Here is a 17,835-nt window from a genome sequence, read left to right as displayed (position 1 = left end):
AAGTTAAGTCGGATTATCTATTGCAGATGTATACTGGATTCTGTAATTTTACTACCAGTTATCTTTAATCAGAAATTAAGTTGTGGAGCAACTACAATGACTATCAAAGTAGGTATTAACGGTTTTGGCCGTATCGGCCGTTTCGTATTCCGCGCAGCTCAAGAGCGTGCAGACATCGAAGTAGTAGGTATTAACGATCTAATCGACGTAGAGTACATGGCATACATGCTTAAGTACGACTCAACTCACGGCCGTTTCAACGGTACTGTTGAAGTTGAAGGCGGTAACCTAATCGTTAACGGTAAAACTGTACGTGTTACAGCTGAGCGTAACCCAGAAGATCTTAAGTGGGATGCTATCGAAGTAGACGTAGTTGCTGAAGCAACTGGTCTTTTCCTAACTGACGAGACTGCACGTAAGCACATCACTGCTGGCGCTAAGAAAGTAGTTCTTACTGGTCCTTCTAAAGATGCAACTCCAATGTTCGTAATGGGCGTTAACCAAGCATCTTACGCTGGTCAAGACATCGTTTCTAACGCTTCTTGTACTACTAACTGTCTTGCACCTATCGCTAAAGTACTTAACGATAAGTGGGGCATTGAGTCTGGTCTTATGACTACAGTTCACGCTACTACAGCAACTCAAAAAACTGTAGATGGCCCTTCTGCTAAAGACTGGCGCGGTGGCCGTGGTGCTTCTCAAAACATCATCCCATCTTCAACTGGTGCTGCTAAAGCTGTAGGCGTTGTTCTTCCAGAACTAAACGGCCTTCTAACTGGTATGGCTTTCCGCGTACCAACTGCTAACGTATCTGTAGTTGACCTAACTGTTAACCTTAAAGCATCTGCATCTTACGAAGAAATTTGTGCTGCAATGAAAGAAGCTTCTGAAGGCGAAATGGCTGGCGTTCTTGGTTACACTGAAGACCAAGTAGTATCACAAGATTTCATCGGTGAAGTTCAAACTTCAGTATTCGATGCTAAAGCTGGTGTTGCTCTAACTGACAAATTCGTTAAAGTTGTATCTTGGTACGACAACGAAATCGGTTACTCAAACAAAGTTCTAGACCTAATCGCTCACATCTCTAAGTAATTTCTTTTTAGAAATAGCTTTAGATAAGCATTAGCGAAGACTGTTTTGAGCAGACTTTGAAAAAGGCGACCTTAGTGTCGCCTTTTTAATACCTGCTATCTTTTCAACGTCTTGTAAACAAAGTCGATTTTGGAAACAAAACAGTGAAGTTCAATTCCAATACTGTCTAAGCTTGTTAATCACCTACTCACAAGCATCACTCTAGTCAGCATTTGAATTCAATTTCCTTAGAAGGATCATGTAATGGATTTATCTACTCTACCTGCACTGACTGTACTTTCTGATAACGTGACTATCGTTGAGCACGAAGGTGTAAAACTGGTTCGCGTTATCCACGATAAAGCAAACGCAGCTATTTCATTGTTTGGCGGCCATGTCGTGTCATTCCAACCACAAGGCCAAGAAGACCTTATTTGGATGAGCCAACAAGCTAAATTCGATGGAAAAACAGCCTTACGTGGTGGTATTCCAGTATGTTGGCCTTGGTTTGGTCGCATTGCTGCACCTGCTCATGGTTTTGCACGTTCAAGCGAATGGCAATTAGTTGAGCACCGTGAAAGCGAAGCCGGCGTTATTGTAAGCCTAGGCCTAAAGCCTAGCGAAGCGACTCTGGCAGTGTGGCCGCATCAGTTCGATGCTCGACTGAATGTTGAAATTGGTGACCAACTAAAAGTAACGTTGGACGTGAAGAATACAGATTCACAACCATGGACTTTCTCTGGCGCACTACACACTTACCTAAACGTTGGTGATATTCATAACACAACCACAACCGGTATGGGTGCTGAGTACATTGATAGCCTGCAAGGTGGTAAGATCTGCCAAGGTGGTTCTGAACTGGTACTAACCGACACGATTGACCGCGTTTACACACAACCAGAAGTGCAAATCTTTGTTGCTGACAAAAAGCTGGATCGCACGCTAACCGTTGAGAACCACGGTCATAACTCTGCAGTATTGTGGAATCCGTGGGCAGAAGGCGCTGCAGCCATGGGTGACATGCAAGATGACGGTTACCTAACCATGATGTGCGTAGAATCAACACTACACGCACCAAGCCTAGAAGCTGGTAAAACGCTACAGCCTGGCGAGAGCCACCAGCTGATTACGGTTATCTCTTCGAACTAAGCTTCTAGCTAATCGAATTAAAAAAATGCAGCTCATAGAGCTGCATTTTTTATTTCTCCTAACCTTACACGCATCGCCCAGCAATCAACCTCCTAACACAAGCCGATTTCCTCTCAGTTCAAATCCACGCCACGTCGAACTCATCACTCCGGTTTATAAATATAATTATCAATTCATTAATTATTATCAATTACTGCCGATAAATAAGTACCTATGATAGAAAGCTCAATAATAAACGTCCTTAAAACTACTTAACAACACCTCAATGAAGACAGGATAGTGAATTCATGTTCGAGAAATACAAAAATCAAAGTGTTGGCTTCCAACTTAAGTTGGTTATTTTACTTTGCTTGCTGATCGCCTTTGGTTCCATAGCAACACTCGTGTACCGAAATGCCTCACAGGTATTATTGGATAACACACTGAAAGAGCATCAATCAAAAGTTGAAGCAATGGCCAAAACCATCTCTGGTCAGTTTGATGCCTACCTGCATACCGCTAAAGTTTTAGAATCCACTTTTCGCAACGGTTACTTAGCAGGTGTTTATGTTGAAAGTTATGACGTTGAGTTCAACGGTCATTCAATTCCCAACATGACTCAATATGGTGAGAGCCTAATCAATGACACCAAACTCGTTGATAGCTTTACCCGCGACACCGGCGCCGTAGCGACCCTATTTGCCCCATTTGGCGACGACTTTATTCGTGTGTCTACTTCTCTTAAAAAACCTTCAGGCGAACGAGTCGTTGCAACCACGTTAGGGAAAAATCATCCAGGCTATAGCAAGCTCAAAAATGGCCAGCCTTATTACTCTCAAGTTAAGCTTTTCGGCCAACGTTACATCACCTACTATGCGCCTTTGACCAATGCTCAAGGCAAAGTAAACGGTGTCTCTTTCATTGGTCTGCCAGTAGAAGAGGCGACTCAAAGCCTGTTTGAATCTTTACGCTCTGTTTCTTGGGGGGATACGGGATACACCATCATTGTTGATAACGAGAAAGAGCATCAAGGCCAGTACTTACTGCACCCTACTAACGTTGGCGGTGGTAAATCGATTGTTGATGTTGCTGACTACGACGGCAACAAACCTTTCTATCAGATCTTTGAACAACCATCAGGTCTAATTCTATATCCATACAAGGTTAAAGAAACCGTTGGTGAGAAGTATCTCGTCTATACCGAAGTTCCAGGTTGGAATTGGAAACTACTTGGCGGCACTTTTATTAAGGAAGTGACCAAAGGTAGTGACGAACTGTTGAAGCTCATCGCTATAATTGCCACCTTGATTGCTGCCGCTACCATCGTCGCGTTAACCTTCGTGTTAAACCGTACACTGACGCCACTAACGACGTTAAACGAGTACATGCTACGTTTAGGAAAAGGCGAAGTGAGCCTGCATATTCCAAACAATGGCAAGCAGACGAAAAACGAGATCAGCAACCTAAATACTGGCGTTGCGAACATGGCTGCTCAATTGAATACACTCGTGGGCGAGATACGTACGACCAGTGATCAAGTTCAGAATAGCTCGAGCAGTGTGTCACAAGATGCCAGCCACAACTTGAGTCAATCTGATCGCCAGCAAGCACAGGTTGAGCAAGTCGTTACGGCCATTGAAGAGATGGCCACCTCTGCAGAATCTGTAGCCCAGCAAGTGAACAGCATTGCTGAAAATGTTCGCCTTGCAAATGAAGACAGCCAGAAAGGTTTAGAAGTCGTTGAAGGTGTGTGTATTGATGTTGCCCAACTGAATGATCAATTAGACAAATCAGCATCGGCCATCGAGCAAGTGAGTTCTGATAGCGAAAGCATTCAAACCGTCACCAAGATGATTGATGACATCGCAGAACAAACCAACTTACTTGCGTTGAACGCTGCGATAGAGGCTGCGCGTGCGGGTGATCAGGGTCGTGGTTTTGCCGTTGTCGCTGACGAAGTAAGAACATTGGCTCATCGTACACAAACGTCAGTGCAAGACGTAGTGAGCATCATCGAGAAGTTGAAATCTTCAACTAACAATGCCGTGAACCTGATGACACAAAGCCAATCGAATGCCAACCAAGTACTCGATAAAGCGCAAGAAGCCGGTACGGCTCTAGAGTCGATTGCCTCTCAAGTTGAATCTATTGCTTCTCAAGCTGAAACCATCGCTGCGACATCAGAAGAGCAAGCTCAGGTTTCTCAAGAAATCGCCGCAAACGCACATGCGATCAGCGACCTCAACCAGCAGAGCCGTGAAACTAGCGCTAAGACCTCTCACAGTGCTGATGAACTTCAAAAACAAGCTGAGTCGTTGAAGAACCAAGTTAACTTTTTTAGCTAGAAGCCGAGTTCACGGTTTCTATCAGTGACTTGCTCATAACCAATAGAGCCAACCATACGTTGGCTCTATCTCTTCACTAACAGGCTCTACCTATTCACAGATTGCCGTTAGCCAAGACAGCTGCGTTTATTCTAGCGCCCCACTATGCTTCCTGTTAAAATTTTGGACTTGAAATTTCTACCTCGAGTTCGCAATGACTTACCAATGCCCTTTGTGTCACCAACCTTTATCTCAAAACGATCGTACGTTTAAGTGTGAAAAGAACCATCAGTTCGACCTAGCGAAAGAAGGCTATGTCAATTTGATGCCAGCACACCACAAACGCTCAAAAGATCCAGGTGACAACAAAGAGATGATGCAGGCTCGTCGCCGCTTCCTTGAAGGCAACCACTACAATCCAATGCGCCAAGCCGTTGTTCGTTTATGCTCTAGCTATCTGCCAGAAACAGCCCCTAGCCTATTAGATATAGGTTGTGGTGAAGGTTATTACACCAATGAAATTGCGGTAAACCTTCAAGAAAAGAGTGGCGCTACTTTTGGTCTAGATATCTCTAAAATTGCTATCAAATACGCCGCTAAACGTTATCCTGCGGTCGACTTTTCAGTCGCTTCAAGCCATCGCCTGCCCTTTGCGGAAAATAGCTTAGACGGCATTCTACGCATTTACGCGCCTTGCAAGGCAGAAGAGCTGCAACGCACCATCAAAGACAATGGTGTGGTGATCACCGTGACACCTGCTAGCCGACACCTGTATCAGCTGCGTGATGCAATTTATGATGGCGTTCGTTTGCACGATGAAGATCCAGAGATGATCAAAGGTTTTACTCTTGAGCACCAAGAGCAACTAAACTATATGATGGAACTATCGGGGCCAGACGCATTCGACCTGCTACAGATGACACCGTTTGCTTGGAAAGCGAGTGAAGAATTTAAACAACAACTCACCGATGCAGAGCAATTCAACTGTGAAGCTGACTTTATGCTGCGAGTGTACCGCAAACAAATTTAATTGATATTGATTATCGTTTGCATTGAAATATCATCTTGCCTCCTTTAGTATGCGTGTTCTTCAAGGAGGCATTTCATGCAACGTATTATTCTTATCGGATTAGCGACCCTGCTTACAGCTTGTGCTAATCAACCTTCAAACAGCACTTCTCAACAAGTGGCTAACACGCAAACGCAAGCCGTTTCCACATTCTATGACTACCAATTCGCGTCTCCACAAGGCGAAACGCATTCTCTCAATGCATTACCTAAACAGTTGATTGATGCTGATGTGGTTCTTATTGGCGAATGGCACACTCACTCGGCAATCCATCGCTTTCAAACCGACTTCTTAAAAGCGCGCCGTAACGCCACATCAAACATCGCGCTTTCAATGGAACAATTCACTCGAGAGCATCAAGACACATTAAACCAATATCTAAATGATGAAATTGGCGAACAAGTTCTTATGTCTCAAGCGGCTGCTTGGCCAAATTACGAAAGTGATTACCGCGCGTTAGTGGAGTTCGCTAAAACCAACAACGTCGATATCATTGCGGCAAACGCACCAAAACCCTTTGTACAGTGTATCGGCCGTAAAGGATTATCCTATCTAGATCAGCTAACGACGGAACAACGTCAATGGATTGCTTCAGAAGTGGATACTGGCGATAGCCCTTATAAAGAAAAGTTCATGGCTTCGATGCATCACGGAACACCAGAGCAAACAGAAAAACAGTTTGCGGCTCAAGTCACATGGGACGAAACCATGGCAGAGTCGATTGTTGATTACCTCGCATCAAACCCAGACCAACAAGTGATTCATGTGGCCGGTAAGTTCCACACCGAAGGTGGTTTAGGCACTGCAGCATCGATTCTACGTCGTAACCCTGATTTGAAAATTGCCATCATCAGCCCAGTTGAAGCGATCTCATCGAATAGCAGTGACTATCAGCTTGAAGTTCTCTCGCCACCGGCTCGCTTTGTTAAGAAAGAGAACCGAATGAAGGCATATAAGCACCTATCTAAGCGCGGATCCGACCTCAAGTGCGACTAAACTCGCTATCCAGACTTAATCTTATTCAAGTTTAGGTCTGGCATGCTACAAGTCTGGCAAACTAAAAGCTTGTTCAATGGCGCCCTAAGATAAATATTGATATCGGCATAGGAATTGCTTAATTACCAAGCAGTTTTGATTAAGCAGACGAAGATATATTGTGCGAATAAAAAAACATCACCACGGTGATTAAATGCACAAGTTTTTCACACCTCTGCCGATACTATATTTAAGGATAGGTAAGGAGAGCGATATGACGCCAGTAGGAACGAGTAACACTCAGCTGTATTCACCTTCGCAAATGAACGCACAAGCTAAAAGCATTGAAGCTGAAAAGCCTGCACCTCTTAAGGTTGAGCAAAACACCGTTAAACTTTCCGATGAGGGCAAAGCCCTATTATCTGCCCTTAAAGAAATCGATAAAGAAGCCAAGAAAGTCGAAGCTGAAAACGCGACCGTTACTGATAAGGTTGAGTCATTTGCTCACGGCGCATTAGGTATGGATCACCCAGATAAGATTGAAGAAGAGGAAGATAACTCTTATTCAGCAGGGCAATACTTATCCGCAGCGGCAACGGTTGGTGGCATTCTTCTCGCTCTTATATAACCTTACTTTCCTTTACGGCATTCCTTTCACTGCACCACGTGCATTGTTTGCACAGCACTGCTTACATTGTCCCTATTGCTCTGAGCCTCTTTCATTGCAAAAAATCGATTTGTCGTCACGACAACAGACCTGATTTGTCCTAAAAAACGAGTTCACGACATAATTCCGCTCTCATTTTAATGGAATAATACTCGTGAAAAACTCTTTTGCGCTTATTGATAAGCCAACCTTTTTTGGTGCGATAGCACTCCTACTCACGATCATCTTCCCGCTGATTATGTTCCCGACGCAAGGAGCAGACTGGATCGCGGTCGCTAAAACCTTTATGACAGACCAACTTGGTTTCTTGTACCTAGCGCTTGGACTCGCAGCTTGTGCCTTCATGGTTTACGTTGTGTTCAGTGATATGGGACAAATTAAACTGGGTGAAGCTGATGAAGAACCTGAATTCAAAACCGCATCATGGGCAGCAATGCTTTTCTGTGGTGGTATCGGGGCAAGTATCTTGTACTGGGGTTGTATCGAGTGGGCTTACTACTACCAATCCCCCCCTTTTCAACTAGAACCCGGCAGTGAAGAAGCCGTTCGTTGGGCTGCAACCTATGGTTTATTCCACTGGGGTCCAATTGCTTGGTCTATTTACCTAATCCCTGCTATTCCAATTGCCTACTTTTTCTATGTACGTAAACAACCTGTACTAAAAATTTCTAGTGCATTGATGCCAGTATTGGGTGAACACCATAGCCGCGGCGTTGCAGGTAAAGTTGTAGATATCCTATTCATCTTTGGTCTATTAGGTGGCGCAGCAACAACGTTAGGTTTAGCAGCACCTCTTATTACTGAAGGTCTTAACCACTTATTCGGCCTACCAAAAAATAACGTCACTCAAGTTATGGTGCTTCTGGTTTGTACTGCGATATTCGCATACTCATCGTATGCGGGTTTGGAAAAAGGCATCAAGATCCTCAGCAACATCAACTTCTGGGGCGCAATGGGACTATTGATATTCGTCCTAATCGCTGGCCCAACGATTTTCATGCTTGAAACGGGTCTAGACTCGATTGGTCGCCTATTGTCTAACTTCTTCGTGATGGCAACGTGGGCTGAACCATTCGGCGGCTACGGTACGTTCGAAAATACCCATTTCCCACAAGATTGGACCATTTTCTACTGGGCATGGTGGCTAGTTTTTGCACCAAGCATGGGCCTGTTTGTTGCGCGTATCTCTCGCGGCAGAACCATTAAACAAATGGTGTCAGGCTCTATCTTCTTTGGTTCATTAGGTTGTTTCTTATTCTTCATGATCTTAGGTAACTACGGTTTATCCCTACAGTTATCTGGTGAGCTAGATGTCGTTGCAATCCTAAACGAAGAAGGCGCAACCAAAGCTATCTTCTCGATGCTGGCACAACTGCCAATGAGCACGTTAGTGATCGCCGTATTTACACTGTTGTGTATTATTTTTACTGCGACAACCTTTGACTCTATCTCTTACATTTTGGCTTCTGTGGTTCAGAACAACGTGACCGAAGAGCCAATGCGTTGGAACCGTATGTTCTGGGCATTCACACTGTCGTTCTTACCAACGATTCTGATGTTCTTGGGCGGTCTAAGCACACTTCAAACAGCTGCAATTGTCGGTGGCTTACCGCTACTGGCTATCTCTGTGATGTTGATGATCTCAGCCGTTCGTGCAACGAGTCTCGATTTACGTCACCAAGAGAGTTACATCGAGCCGACGATTAACATCGAAGAGCTGCCAGACATGGATCCATGGTCGGCAGAAGGTATGGCATTGGCACAGTTCGAGAAAGAGAAAGACGCAGCACAAGAAGCCGCAGAACTTGAACGTGAAGCTTATAAAATCCTTGCTGATGTGAAGAAAGAAATCCGCGCTTATGTTCTTGAACAGGGTGCACAAATGGAAACACATGAGCTTCCTGAAAACCTACAACAAGCACTTGAGCAGGCTGAAAATAGCCTAAGCACAGCTCAAGCGAAAAAAGTGGAGTTATCAGAGCAAGCTCAGAAAGCTCGAGTCGCGTTCAATCAGGTGGTTGCTGAACTGCCACTTGCTTGACATTAGCCATGACACAGTCCATTTATTTGGACTCTCCTAAATAAGCCAAAGGCTCACAGAAATGTGAGCCTTTTTTTATGTTTTTCCAAAAACTTGAGTTATTGCTCAATTTCATATTGATGAAACAAATATGAAACGACTTTGACACAAATCGGTGTTCTAATCACCCCGCTTATATAAAAAGGGATAACTAATGAAGCACTTTATGAAACCAATTGTTACCGCAGTGGTAACCTCTACACTCTCATTCAACGTACTTTCAGCAGAAATCAAAAATGTCATTCTGATGATTGGCGATGGCATGGGACCTCAGCAAGTGGGTTTGTTAGAGACTTACGCAAATCGAGCGCCAAACTCTATCTACAAAGGGAACAAAACCGCCCTTTATCAACTTGCTCAAGAAGGGGTTATTGGTTCATCCCTTACTCACCCAGAAGATGCCATTGTCGTGGATTCCGCTTGTTCTGCAACCATGCTTGCAACGGGTATTTACAGCGGCTCAGAAGTGATCGGTATCGATTCTCAGGGTAACCATGTTGAGACCGTACTTGAGAAAGCGAAAAAAGCAGGCAAAGCGACCGGCTTAGTTTCCGACACGCGCTTAACTCACGCGACCCCTGCTTCTTTCGCTGCTCACCAACCTCACCGTTCTTTAGAGAATCAAATTGCATCTGATATGTTAGCTACTGGCGCTGATGTGATGCTCTCTGGAGGGTTGCGTCACTGGATCCCTAAATCGACCAACGACAAAGGTGAAACTTATAAGCAGCTTGAGCAACTGACTCAAGGTGATGTTTACCTAAAATCAAAGCGTAAAGACGACCGTAACCTTCTCACTGAAGCAGAGAAAGACGGCTACCAACTGGCGTTTAACCGCAACATGCTAGACGACGCTAAGGGCGATAAACTACTTGGCCTATTCGCCTACTCAGGTATGGATGATGGCATCGCTTACAGCAATAAGACAAAGAGTGGCGAACGAACTCAGCCAAGCCTGAAAGAGATGACACAAAAAGCGCTCAACATCCTATCCAAAGATGAAGATGGCTTTTTCCTAATGGTCGAAGGTGGCCAAATCGACTGGGCGGGACACAGTAACGATGCAGGCACGATGCTGCATGAATTGCTTAAATTCGATGAAGCAATCCAGACTGTGTATGAATGGGCAAAAGATCGTGAAGACACGCTCGTGATTGTGACCGCAGACCACGAGACAGGATCTTTCGGTTTCAGCTACTCGTCGAATAACCTACCAAAACCACAGAAACGTTCTGGCGAAGCCTTCGCTGATCGCGACTATGCACCCAACTTTAACTTTGGCGCATTCGATATTCTTGATGGTCTATACAATCAGAAGCAAAGCTACTACGGCATGATCAGCGAATTTCAGAAGCTGGATAAAGCGCTGCAAACACCTGAAAAGCTCGCTGAGATCGTCAACAAAAACAGTGAGTTCCCTATCACAGCTGAACAAGCGAAAAACGTATTAGCCAGTAAGCCGAACCCATACCGATTGGCTCAGCACAAATACTTGTCGGCAGAAGAAGTGCCTGCTATCAACGATTTCGATGCATTCTTCCCTTACAACGACCGTGGCAACTTGCTTGCTCGTGAACAAGCAACAGGCCAAAACATCGTTTGGGGTACAGGTACACATACTCACACACCAGTGAACGTATTTGCTTGGGGTCCTGCAGAAAAAATACTGCCTGTATCAAAAATCATGCACCACTCAGAACTGGGTGAGTACATTAAACAACAAGTAAACTAGCCTGAACCTTTTTTGCTCGTTTAGTTTTAGCGCCCTCCGGGGCGTTTTTTGTTTTAAGTTTTAAGTTTTAAGTTTTAAGTTTTAAGTCTTTAGTCTTTAGTCTTTAAGTTAAGCAAGTAAGTTTTAAATTTAGGCGACGCCAAATAGCAAAACAGCCGCTCAAGAGCGGCTGTTTTAGAATAATTAGCGATTCGGGTGATTCAGGATGTGGTCTTCCCAATCGACAACATCGATTTCGTATACCACTTTGTTACGAACACTTTCACCTGCAGCATGCATCTCTGATTTAGAACCAGTAATCAACGGATGCCACTCAGGAATCGGCTTAGATTCTGATAGAAGGCGGTAAGCACAAGTGTCTGGTAGCCAATGGAATTCATGAATCTTGTCACGAGTAAGCTTCAAACACTCTTCACCTGAAGTGAAGCGGTTCGGGTAGTCTTTACACGAACATGTTTTGTCGTTTAACCAGCTGCACGCCACGTTGGTGTAGTAAACTTCATCGCTATCTTCATCCATTAGTTTATGTAGGCAACACTTACCACAACCGTCACACAGTGATTCCCACTCGTTCTCGGTCATTTGCTCTAGTGTCTTTTCTTGCCAAAATGGATTCGTCATAGGATTACTTCTTACTCTTTTACTGGGGTGCGTGTTATACCGCTAGCCCATAAAAAGTTCAAGGATAATAATTGTTCATTCTTTGATTCAATCAACAGCTGTCACTCTCATCATTTTTTGCTACTATCGCGCACCCTGTTATTTAGTGAGTTTGATTTGATGGAATGTCGCCTAGGTTGTGGAGCTTGTTGTATCGCTCCAAGTATTACATCTGCTATTCCTGGAATGCCTAATGGCAAGCCTGCCGGCGTGCGTTGCATTCAATTAAATGAACAAAATCTTTGCCAGCTATTTGGCCTAGCTTCACGCCCTAAAGTTTGTCACCAATTCAAAGCCTGTCCTGTCATTTGTGGCAAAACCGACCAAGAAGCACTTGATAACCTGATCGAATTAGAAGCCATTACTTAAGAGTATTTGCCCTTTTCTATCACCTATATGCCCAAGATTTCACAACTTCGTTAAATCTCAACTATCTTATTGATACTGGTAAAGATTAATAAGGATAGTTATGAATAGATATATCGCAGAGATGTTTGGTACATTCTGGTTGGTGTTAGGTGGGTGTGGTAGTGCCGTCTTGGCAGCTGGTTTCCCCGATGTTGGTATCGGTTTACTTGGCGTTTCTCTTGCCTTTGGTTTAACGGTATTAACCATGGCTTTCGCCCTTGGGCATATATCCGGCTGCCACTTAAACCCTGCCATTACTATTGGGCTTTGGAGCGGTGGACGCTTCGATGCCAAAGACGTTGCCCCTTACATCATAGCTCAAGTGATTGGCGGCCTCATTGCTGGGGGAGTTTTATACGTTATCGCATCTGGGCAAGCTGGATTCGACGTAGTTGGCTCTGGTTTCGCGGCTAATGGTTATGGTGAACACTCTCCTGGTGGTTATTCGCTAACAGCTGCTCTGGTCTGTGAAGTGGTCATGACCATGGTATTCCTGTTCGTGATTATGGGAGCAACCGATTCAAAAGCACCTGCCGGGTTTGCACCTATCGCGATTGGTCTTTGTTTAACTCTAATTCACCTTATTAGTATCCCCGTGACGAATACCTCTGTAAATCCTGCGCGAAGTACCGGCGTAGCTGTGTTTGTCGGTGATTGGGCTGTGTCACAGTTGTGGTTATTCTGGGTCGCACCGATTATTGGTGCCGTGATCGGAGCGGCGATTTACAAAGCCGTACGTGGCTCTGATTAATCGTTTGAAAAGGTTTTAGAGTAGACGCGTTTCAGAATAGAGCTTTATAACAAAAAAAGAAAAAGCCGCTTAGTGATGATTCACCAAGCGGCTTTTTTAGATCTTATGACGACCGAGTAAAGAGTGCGAAAGCGTAGTGCCATCCACCAGCTCTAACTCTCCACCAACAGGGACACCGTGAGCAATACGGCTCGCATTCACCTCATGTGCATGACACAGTTCAGCAATATAATGCGCAGTCGCTTCACCTTCGACAGTTGGATTGGTCGCTAGAATAACTTCGTTGATATCACCACGACGTAAGCGATAGTCCAAGACATCAAGACCGATATCACTTGGACCAATGCCATCAAGTGGTGAGAGATGCCCCATCAACACAAAGTAACGGCCTGAATATTGGCCAGTTGCTTCAATTGCTGCAATATCTGCAGGGCTCTCTACTACGCAAATTTGACCATTATCCTGACGTTTAGGATTAGTACAAATATGGCAGGTATCTTCTTCAGTAAAAGTACGACATTCCTTGCAGTGACCAATCTCTGTCATGGCTTGACTGAGTGCCTCTGCTAACTGTAAACCGCCTTTTCTATCGCGCTGTAACAAATGGAAGGCCATACGCTGCGCCGACTTGGGGCCAACCCCAGGTAGACAACGTAAGGCCTCCATCAAATGCTCCAGCATATGACTGGTACGCATAGTTAACCGTTCTGATTTTCAAATAACGGTTTGTTCAACACAAACCAATATTTGAATTAACCTTTAAGAATAAGTTACTTAGAAAGGCATCTTCATACCTGGTGGAAGTTGCATTCCACCAGTTACGCCAGCCATTTTCTCTTTTTGAGTCTCTTCAACGCGACGAGCCGCATCGTTGAAAGCAGCAGCGATAAGATCTTCAAGCATCTCTTTATCGTCTTCCATTAGGCTTTCATCGATATCAACACGGCGAACGCTGTGGCTACCAGTGATAGTTATTTTTACAAGGCCAGCACCTGACTCACCTGTAATTTCCATATTTGCGATTTCTTCTTGAAGCTTTTGCATGCGCTCTTGCATTTGCTGGGCTTGCTTCATCATGTTGCCCATACCGCCTTTACCAAACATGTTAATACTCTCTGGTCTAATTGGTTTATTAAAATCATTTAAGCTGCTAAGAGCTTAAATGGGGGTTAAAGCATTGTGATTCAACCCCACGAGTTCAGTTCTCTGATTTGCTTTCCAAGGATGATATGCCCATCACCAAATGAAAGACATATCTGTATTGGAAGAACGTTATATTGAAGGAACGCTAGATTGGACGAACGCTGTCTCTATCTAGTTCAGCAGCAAAACGTCTTTCGATAAATTGTACATTGGCATCGTTTTCCAAGCTCGCAAACGCGTCTTTCAACTTGCTTTGATACAACCGCTCTCTTAACTCGAGAGGCGTTTCTCCACCGTCACCGATTTCAACACTCAAATGACACTCTTCGCCTAGTACCGTATTGAGAGACTGTAATAGCTCACTCTGAGCACGGTCCGTATTCAAGTGAGCCTGGCTCGCTCTTAACGTTAAGGTGATTGATGTGTCATTCTTAGCAAATACTGAGTTCAATGCTAACTGTTCAACAAGCTTTGCTGTCTCTAGCCTTTGAATCGTGGCGGACCATTCATCTTGAGCAATAGATTCTTGAAGCAATTTATCGACCATTTCTGGTGTCTTAATATGCTCAAGCGCGCGCTTGATCTGAGTGGGTGTAAGCTCTTTGCTCACCTCTTTGACTACAGGTTTAGACGGTTTCCAGCGATAAGGTTCATTATCATTGGTCACATTTTCTGTCGAAGAGGTAGATAAAGAAGCTGGCGACACCCGCTCAGAACTACCGTGTTGCTGGGCAACTCGGTCAAGAACTGAAGTTTTCGCAGGTGTCGCTTTAGTCTTTTTTGGCGCTGAGCCTTTATTTTCTGGTGCAGCACTGCCTCTGCGTTGAGAACGCAATTGGTGGCGTAAGCCACTCACAGGCGAAGTTGCACGCGCTGATTGCTCTTGTGAAGCAGAAGGAGCAGCGCTTGATTGTTGAACCGGACTCTGGCTCTGATAATTCGTTTGTTGTTGCTGAGGCTGCTCTGCACTGTAACTTGGACGTTCATCGTAAGTCGGTGGCGCATCATACTGGCTGTGCGGGTAATCCTGTTCTGGATACCCTTGGTTGCCGGAGTGATCAGCGTAACCTTGCGAATCTGAATATTGTGCTGGATTCTGCTGTTGCTGTTGCACTGGCTGCTGAACAGGAGCTTGTTGAGAAGCTTGTCGCTGCACTTGAGGCTGTGAAACCGCAGGAGCCTGAGCTGGCTGTCTTGGAGCTGCCGTTGGCGCTGGTTGACTCACAGGCTGAGCAACACTCTGAGCTGGAGCCTGTGCTTGAACTGCTGCCGCTGGGCTAGTCGATTCAGTCGAGATAGCTGTCGCACTAACTTGCTCTGTAGGTCTGAATGCCAACATACGCAGAACCACCATCTCAATTCCAACACGAGCGGTTGGTGATAATGGTAGGTCTTGACGCCCTTTCAGCACAATCTGATAGTACAGCTGGATATCTTGTGGACTTAACGCTTTGCTAAGCAGTTCTAATCTCTCAGCATCAGGCTGCGCTTTATCTAAGGTTGATGGTAGCGCTTGGTACATGGCCAGACGATGCAATTGGGTCGCAAGTTGACTCAATAATCCATCCCATTCCACGCCATTTTCAGCAAGGCTTTGAATACACGCCATTGCCGCTTGCGGTTGTTTGCTGCTGATAGCCTCAAGAAGATGAATCGCTTGATCGGTATCAAGTGTACCGAGCATGTGAGCAACCGTATCTGTTGCTACATTACCGTTACCTAACGCGATCGCTTGATCCGTTAAACTCAGAGCATCACGCATACTGCCATCAGCAGCATGAGCAATCATTCCGAGCGCACGAGACTCAGACGTCACATTTTCTTGTTCAAGAATATGGTCGAGTTGTTCGTGAATATTGTCAACGCTGATCGGCTTAAGATGGAACTGCAGACAACGCGACAAAATAGTCACGGGAAGTTTCTGTGGATCCGTCGTTGCTAGCAAGAACTTCACATACTCAGGCGGCTCTTCTAAGGTCTTTAGAAGCGCATTGAAGCTGTGCCTAGAAAGCATGTGTACTTCATCGATAAGGTAAACCTTGAAGCGACCGCGCGCAGGCTTGTACTGAACATTGTCCAGAAGCTCGCGGGTATCTTCAACCTTTGTACGTGATGCCGCATCAATCTCGAGCAGGTCAACAAAACGACCTTCATCGATCTCTTTACAAGTTGCACACTCACCACAAGGTGTTGAGGTAATGCCTGTTTCACAGTTGAGTCCCTTAGCAAACAAGCGGCCGATGGTAGTTTTACCTACACCACGAGTACCACTGAATAGGTAAGCATGGTGCAACCTATTCTGGCTAAGTGCATTCTCTAATGCTGTTAAAACATGGGCTTGACCAACCACTTCTTTGAATTTGGTTGGTCGCCATTTTCGCGCTAACGCAAGATAGCTCATGAATAATTCCGAAAAGGATTAATGACCGTCGAATTCGCAGATGCTAAACACTTCTAAGCCTAAGCCTTGTAAGCGCTTCTCACCGCCGATTTCTGGAAGGTTAATAACAAATGCAGCGTGTTCTACCACACCACCAAGCTGGCGAATCAACTTTGTTGTTGCTTCAATCGTACCACCTGTTGCAAGCAAATCGTCAACCATAAGTACTTTATCGCCTTCAACGATAGCATCTGTATGAATTTCTAATGTATCTGTGCCGTACTCAAGTTCATAAGATTGAGCCACAGTCTGACGAGGTAACTTGCCAGGTTTACGAACTGGAATGAAGCCAACACCAAGCTCAAGTGCCAAAGGCGCACCAAATAGGAAACCACGAGCTTCAGTACCAACGATCTTAGTAAAGCCCATACCCTTGTAAGTTTCCGCCAACAGGTCGATTGTCGCTTTGTAAGCCGCTGGATCTTCCATCAAGCTCGTCACGTCACGGAACAAAATACCCGCTTTCGGGTAATCAGGAATACTTTTGATGCTAGCTTTGATCAAAGAGATTTTTTCTGTGTTCATAATCTTATGCACTTCATTAGGCCGCTTTCCAAACTCTCGTTAACGAATCGAATAAGTTAACGCACGAAATCAAGGAAAGGTACGATTGGTATTCATTGCAACGAGAGTCATAACTATCATTGCTGAAATAATAAACGCCCGCTAAACAAGCAGGCACACTGGCTTAATGGTAGTGATTTTCTTTGCTGTCAGCAACTAACTCATGAGTTGGAAGTCGCATAAACCATGTGAGAAGAATAACAAGTACGAAAATTAGGAAAACCTTGACCCAAATGATCGGGGCAAAGTAGATGGATAACGCAAAACTCAACAAGATAAAGAATACGCCACGCGTTTTAACTTGTTTAGTCACGGCACCGTGTTGATACCAATTGTTCAATAAAGGACCAAGCATTTTGTGCTCGTGCATCCATTTATGAACTTTCGGATTGCTTCGCATAAAGCATGCGCTAGCAAGAAGGAGAAAAGGAGTGGTTGGCAGTACCGGTAAAACAATCCCTAGAACTGCGAGAAATATACAAAGGCCACCAGCAATATTGAGGCTTAAAACTCGAACGCTAATTGTGGCCTCCTTGAGTTAACTATAATAGGTTGGCTAAAATAGCTTAACTAGAATGTTGCGTAACCATTGAATACACGGAACAACGTAAGGGTCGCTGGTAGCAATGGAATCGCTATAAATGCGGCTAAAAATCCTAGAAAGTAGAATACATTAAACGGGTCTTGAAAGTCTTTGTTATCTGCCATGATTACTTCTTGCTTTTGTTAGTAAGGGTAAATGTCTGGCGAACCAAACCCTCTTTGCTAAATCGACATTTAACAAAAAAGGCATAGTCACACCATTTGCGCAACTATACCTTAA

Annotated in this window: 17 protein-coding genes; 10 read left to right on the top strand and 7 right to left on the bottom strand. The window is 44.7% G+C overall.

Annotated features, from left to right (window positions below; all coding sequences use genetic code 11):
* Positions 1-96: 96 nt before the first annotated feature.
* The 8 genes from gap to AACW75_RS18500 all read left to right on the top strand — a co-directional run bounded on the left by gap (position 97) and on the right by AACW75_RS18500 (position 11,046).
* Positions 97-1,092 carry a type I glyceraldehyde-3-phosphate dehydrogenase gene (gene gap / locus AACW75_RS18535; protein ID WP_026012234.1) on the top strand — a complete coding sequence of 332 codons (996 nt, stop codon included), beginning with the start codon at positions 97-99 and terminating at the stop codon, positions 1,090-1,092.
* 243 nt (positions 1,093-1,335) lie between these two features.
* Positions 1,336-2,220: a D-hexose-6-phosphate mutarotase gene (locus AACW75_RS18530; protein WP_135458111.1), complete on the top strand. Its 885-nt coding sequence runs from the start codon at positions 1,336-1,338 to the stop codon at positions 2,218-2,220.
* Positions 2,221-2,507: 287 nt separating this feature from the next.
* Entirely contained in the window at positions 2,508-4,544 is a 2,037-nt protein-coding gene (locus AACW75_RS18525) for a methyl-accepting chemotaxis protein (RefSeq protein WP_145570885.1), read from the top strand.
* A 193-nt stretch (positions 4,545-4,737) separates the two neighbouring features.
* On the top strand, positions 4,738-5,553 hold the full coding sequence (gene rlmA, locus AACW75_RS18520; protein ID WP_135458108.1) for a 23S rRNA (guanine(745)-N(1))-methyltransferase: 816 nt from the start codon (positions 4,738-4,740) through the stop codon (positions 5,551-5,553).
* 75 nt (positions 5,554-5,628) lie between these two features.
* Positions 5,629-6,588: a ChaN family lipoprotein gene (locus tag AACW75_RS18515; protein ID WP_145570883.1), complete on the top strand. Its 960-nt coding sequence runs from the start codon at positions 5,629-5,631 to the stop codon at positions 6,586-6,588.
* Between the two features lie 253 nt (positions 6,589-6,841).
* A complete protein-coding gene (locus AACW75_RS18510; RefSeq protein ID WP_102497443.1) occupies positions 6,842-7,195 on the top strand; it encodes a hypothetical protein in 354 nt (117 codons plus the stop codon).
* Between the two features lie 193 nt (positions 7,196-7,388).
* On the top strand, positions 7,389-9,275 hold the full coding sequence (locus tag AACW75_RS18505; RefSeq protein WP_145570881.1) for a BCCT family transporter: 1,887 nt from the start codon (positions 7,389-7,391) through the stop codon (positions 9,273-9,275).
* A 193-nt stretch (positions 9,276-9,468) separates the two neighbouring features.
* Entirely contained in the window at positions 9,469-11,046 is a 1,578-nt protein-coding gene (locus tag AACW75_RS18500; protein ID WP_145570879.1) for an alkaline phosphatase, read from the top strand.
* A gap of 183 nt (positions 11,047-11,229) precedes the next feature.
* On the opposite strand, the gene AACW75_RS18495 is transcribed toward AACW75_RS18500, so the two are convergent.
* Positions 11,230-11,667 (bottom strand): YcgN family cysteine cluster protein, encoded by a 438-nt coding sequence (locus tag AACW75_RS18495; RefSeq protein WP_017067609.1) that lies wholly within the window; start codon positions 11,665-11,667, stop codon positions 11,230-11,232.
* Positions 11,668-11,826: 159 nt separating this feature from the next.
* Here AACW75_RS18495 and AACW75_RS18490 point away from each other — a divergent pair, with 159 nt between their 5' ends.
* Positions 11,827-12,075, top strand: coding sequence for a YkgJ family cysteine cluster protein (locus AACW75_RS18490; RefSeq protein ID WP_145565595.1), 249 nt, complete (start codon positions 11,827-11,829; stop codon positions 12,073-12,075).
* A 100-nt stretch (positions 12,076-12,175) separates the two neighbouring features.
* Positions 12,176-12,865: an aquaporin Z gene (aqpZ, locus tag AACW75_RS18485; protein WP_135458093.1), complete on the top strand. Its 690-nt coding sequence runs from the start codon at positions 12,176-12,178 to the stop codon at positions 12,863-12,865.
* 96 nt (positions 12,866-12,961) lie between these two features.
* Here aqpZ and recR read toward each other — a convergent pair whose 3' ends face one another.
* The 6 genes from recR to AACW75_RS18455 form a co-directional block, all read right to left on the bottom strand.
* Entirely contained in the window at positions 12,962-13,561 is a 600-nt protein-coding gene (recR, locus tag AACW75_RS18480) for a recombination mediator RecR (protein ID WP_145570877.1), read from the bottom strand.
* 78 nt (positions 13,562-13,639) lie between these two features.
* Complete coding sequence (locus tag AACW75_RS18475) at positions 13,640-13,969, bottom strand: YbaB/EbfC family nucleoid-associated protein (RefSeq protein WP_017072534.1); 330 nt, start codon at positions 13,967-13,969, stop codon at positions 13,640-13,642.
* A 184-nt stretch (positions 13,970-14,153) separates the two neighbouring features.
* A complete protein-coding gene (dnaX, locus tag AACW75_RS18470; RefSeq protein WP_135458091.1) occupies positions 14,154-16,409 on the bottom strand; it encodes a DNA polymerase III subunit gamma/tau in 2,256 nt (751 codons plus the stop codon).
* A gap of 18 nt (positions 16,410-16,427) precedes the next feature.
* Entirely contained in the window at positions 16,428-16,973 is a 546-nt protein-coding gene (gene apt / locus AACW75_RS18465; RefSeq protein WP_145570875.1) for an adenine phosphoribosyltransferase, read from the bottom strand.
* 163 nt (positions 16,974-17,136) lie between these two features.
* On the bottom strand, positions 17,137-17,508 hold the full coding sequence (locus AACW75_RS18460; protein WP_145570873.1) for a YbaN family protein: 372 nt from the start codon (positions 17,506-17,508) through the stop codon (positions 17,137-17,139).
* A gap of 74 nt (positions 17,509-17,582) precedes the next feature.
* A complete protein-coding gene (locus AACW75_RS18455; RefSeq protein WP_017072538.1) occupies positions 17,583-17,720 on the bottom strand; it encodes a hypothetical protein in 138 nt (45 codons plus the stop codon).
* Between the last annotated feature and the right edge of the window lie 115 nt (positions 17,721-17,835).

It is taken from the genome of Vibrio sp. L3-7 (assembly GCF_963898195.1).
GTDB classification, from domain to species: domain Bacteria; phylum Pseudomonadota; class Gammaproteobacteria; order Enterobacterales; family Vibrionaceae; genus Vibrio; species Vibrio echinoideorum.
The sequence above is the reverse complement of the archived record's forward strand: the minus strand, read 5'-3'. Positions and strand labels throughout refer to the sequence as shown.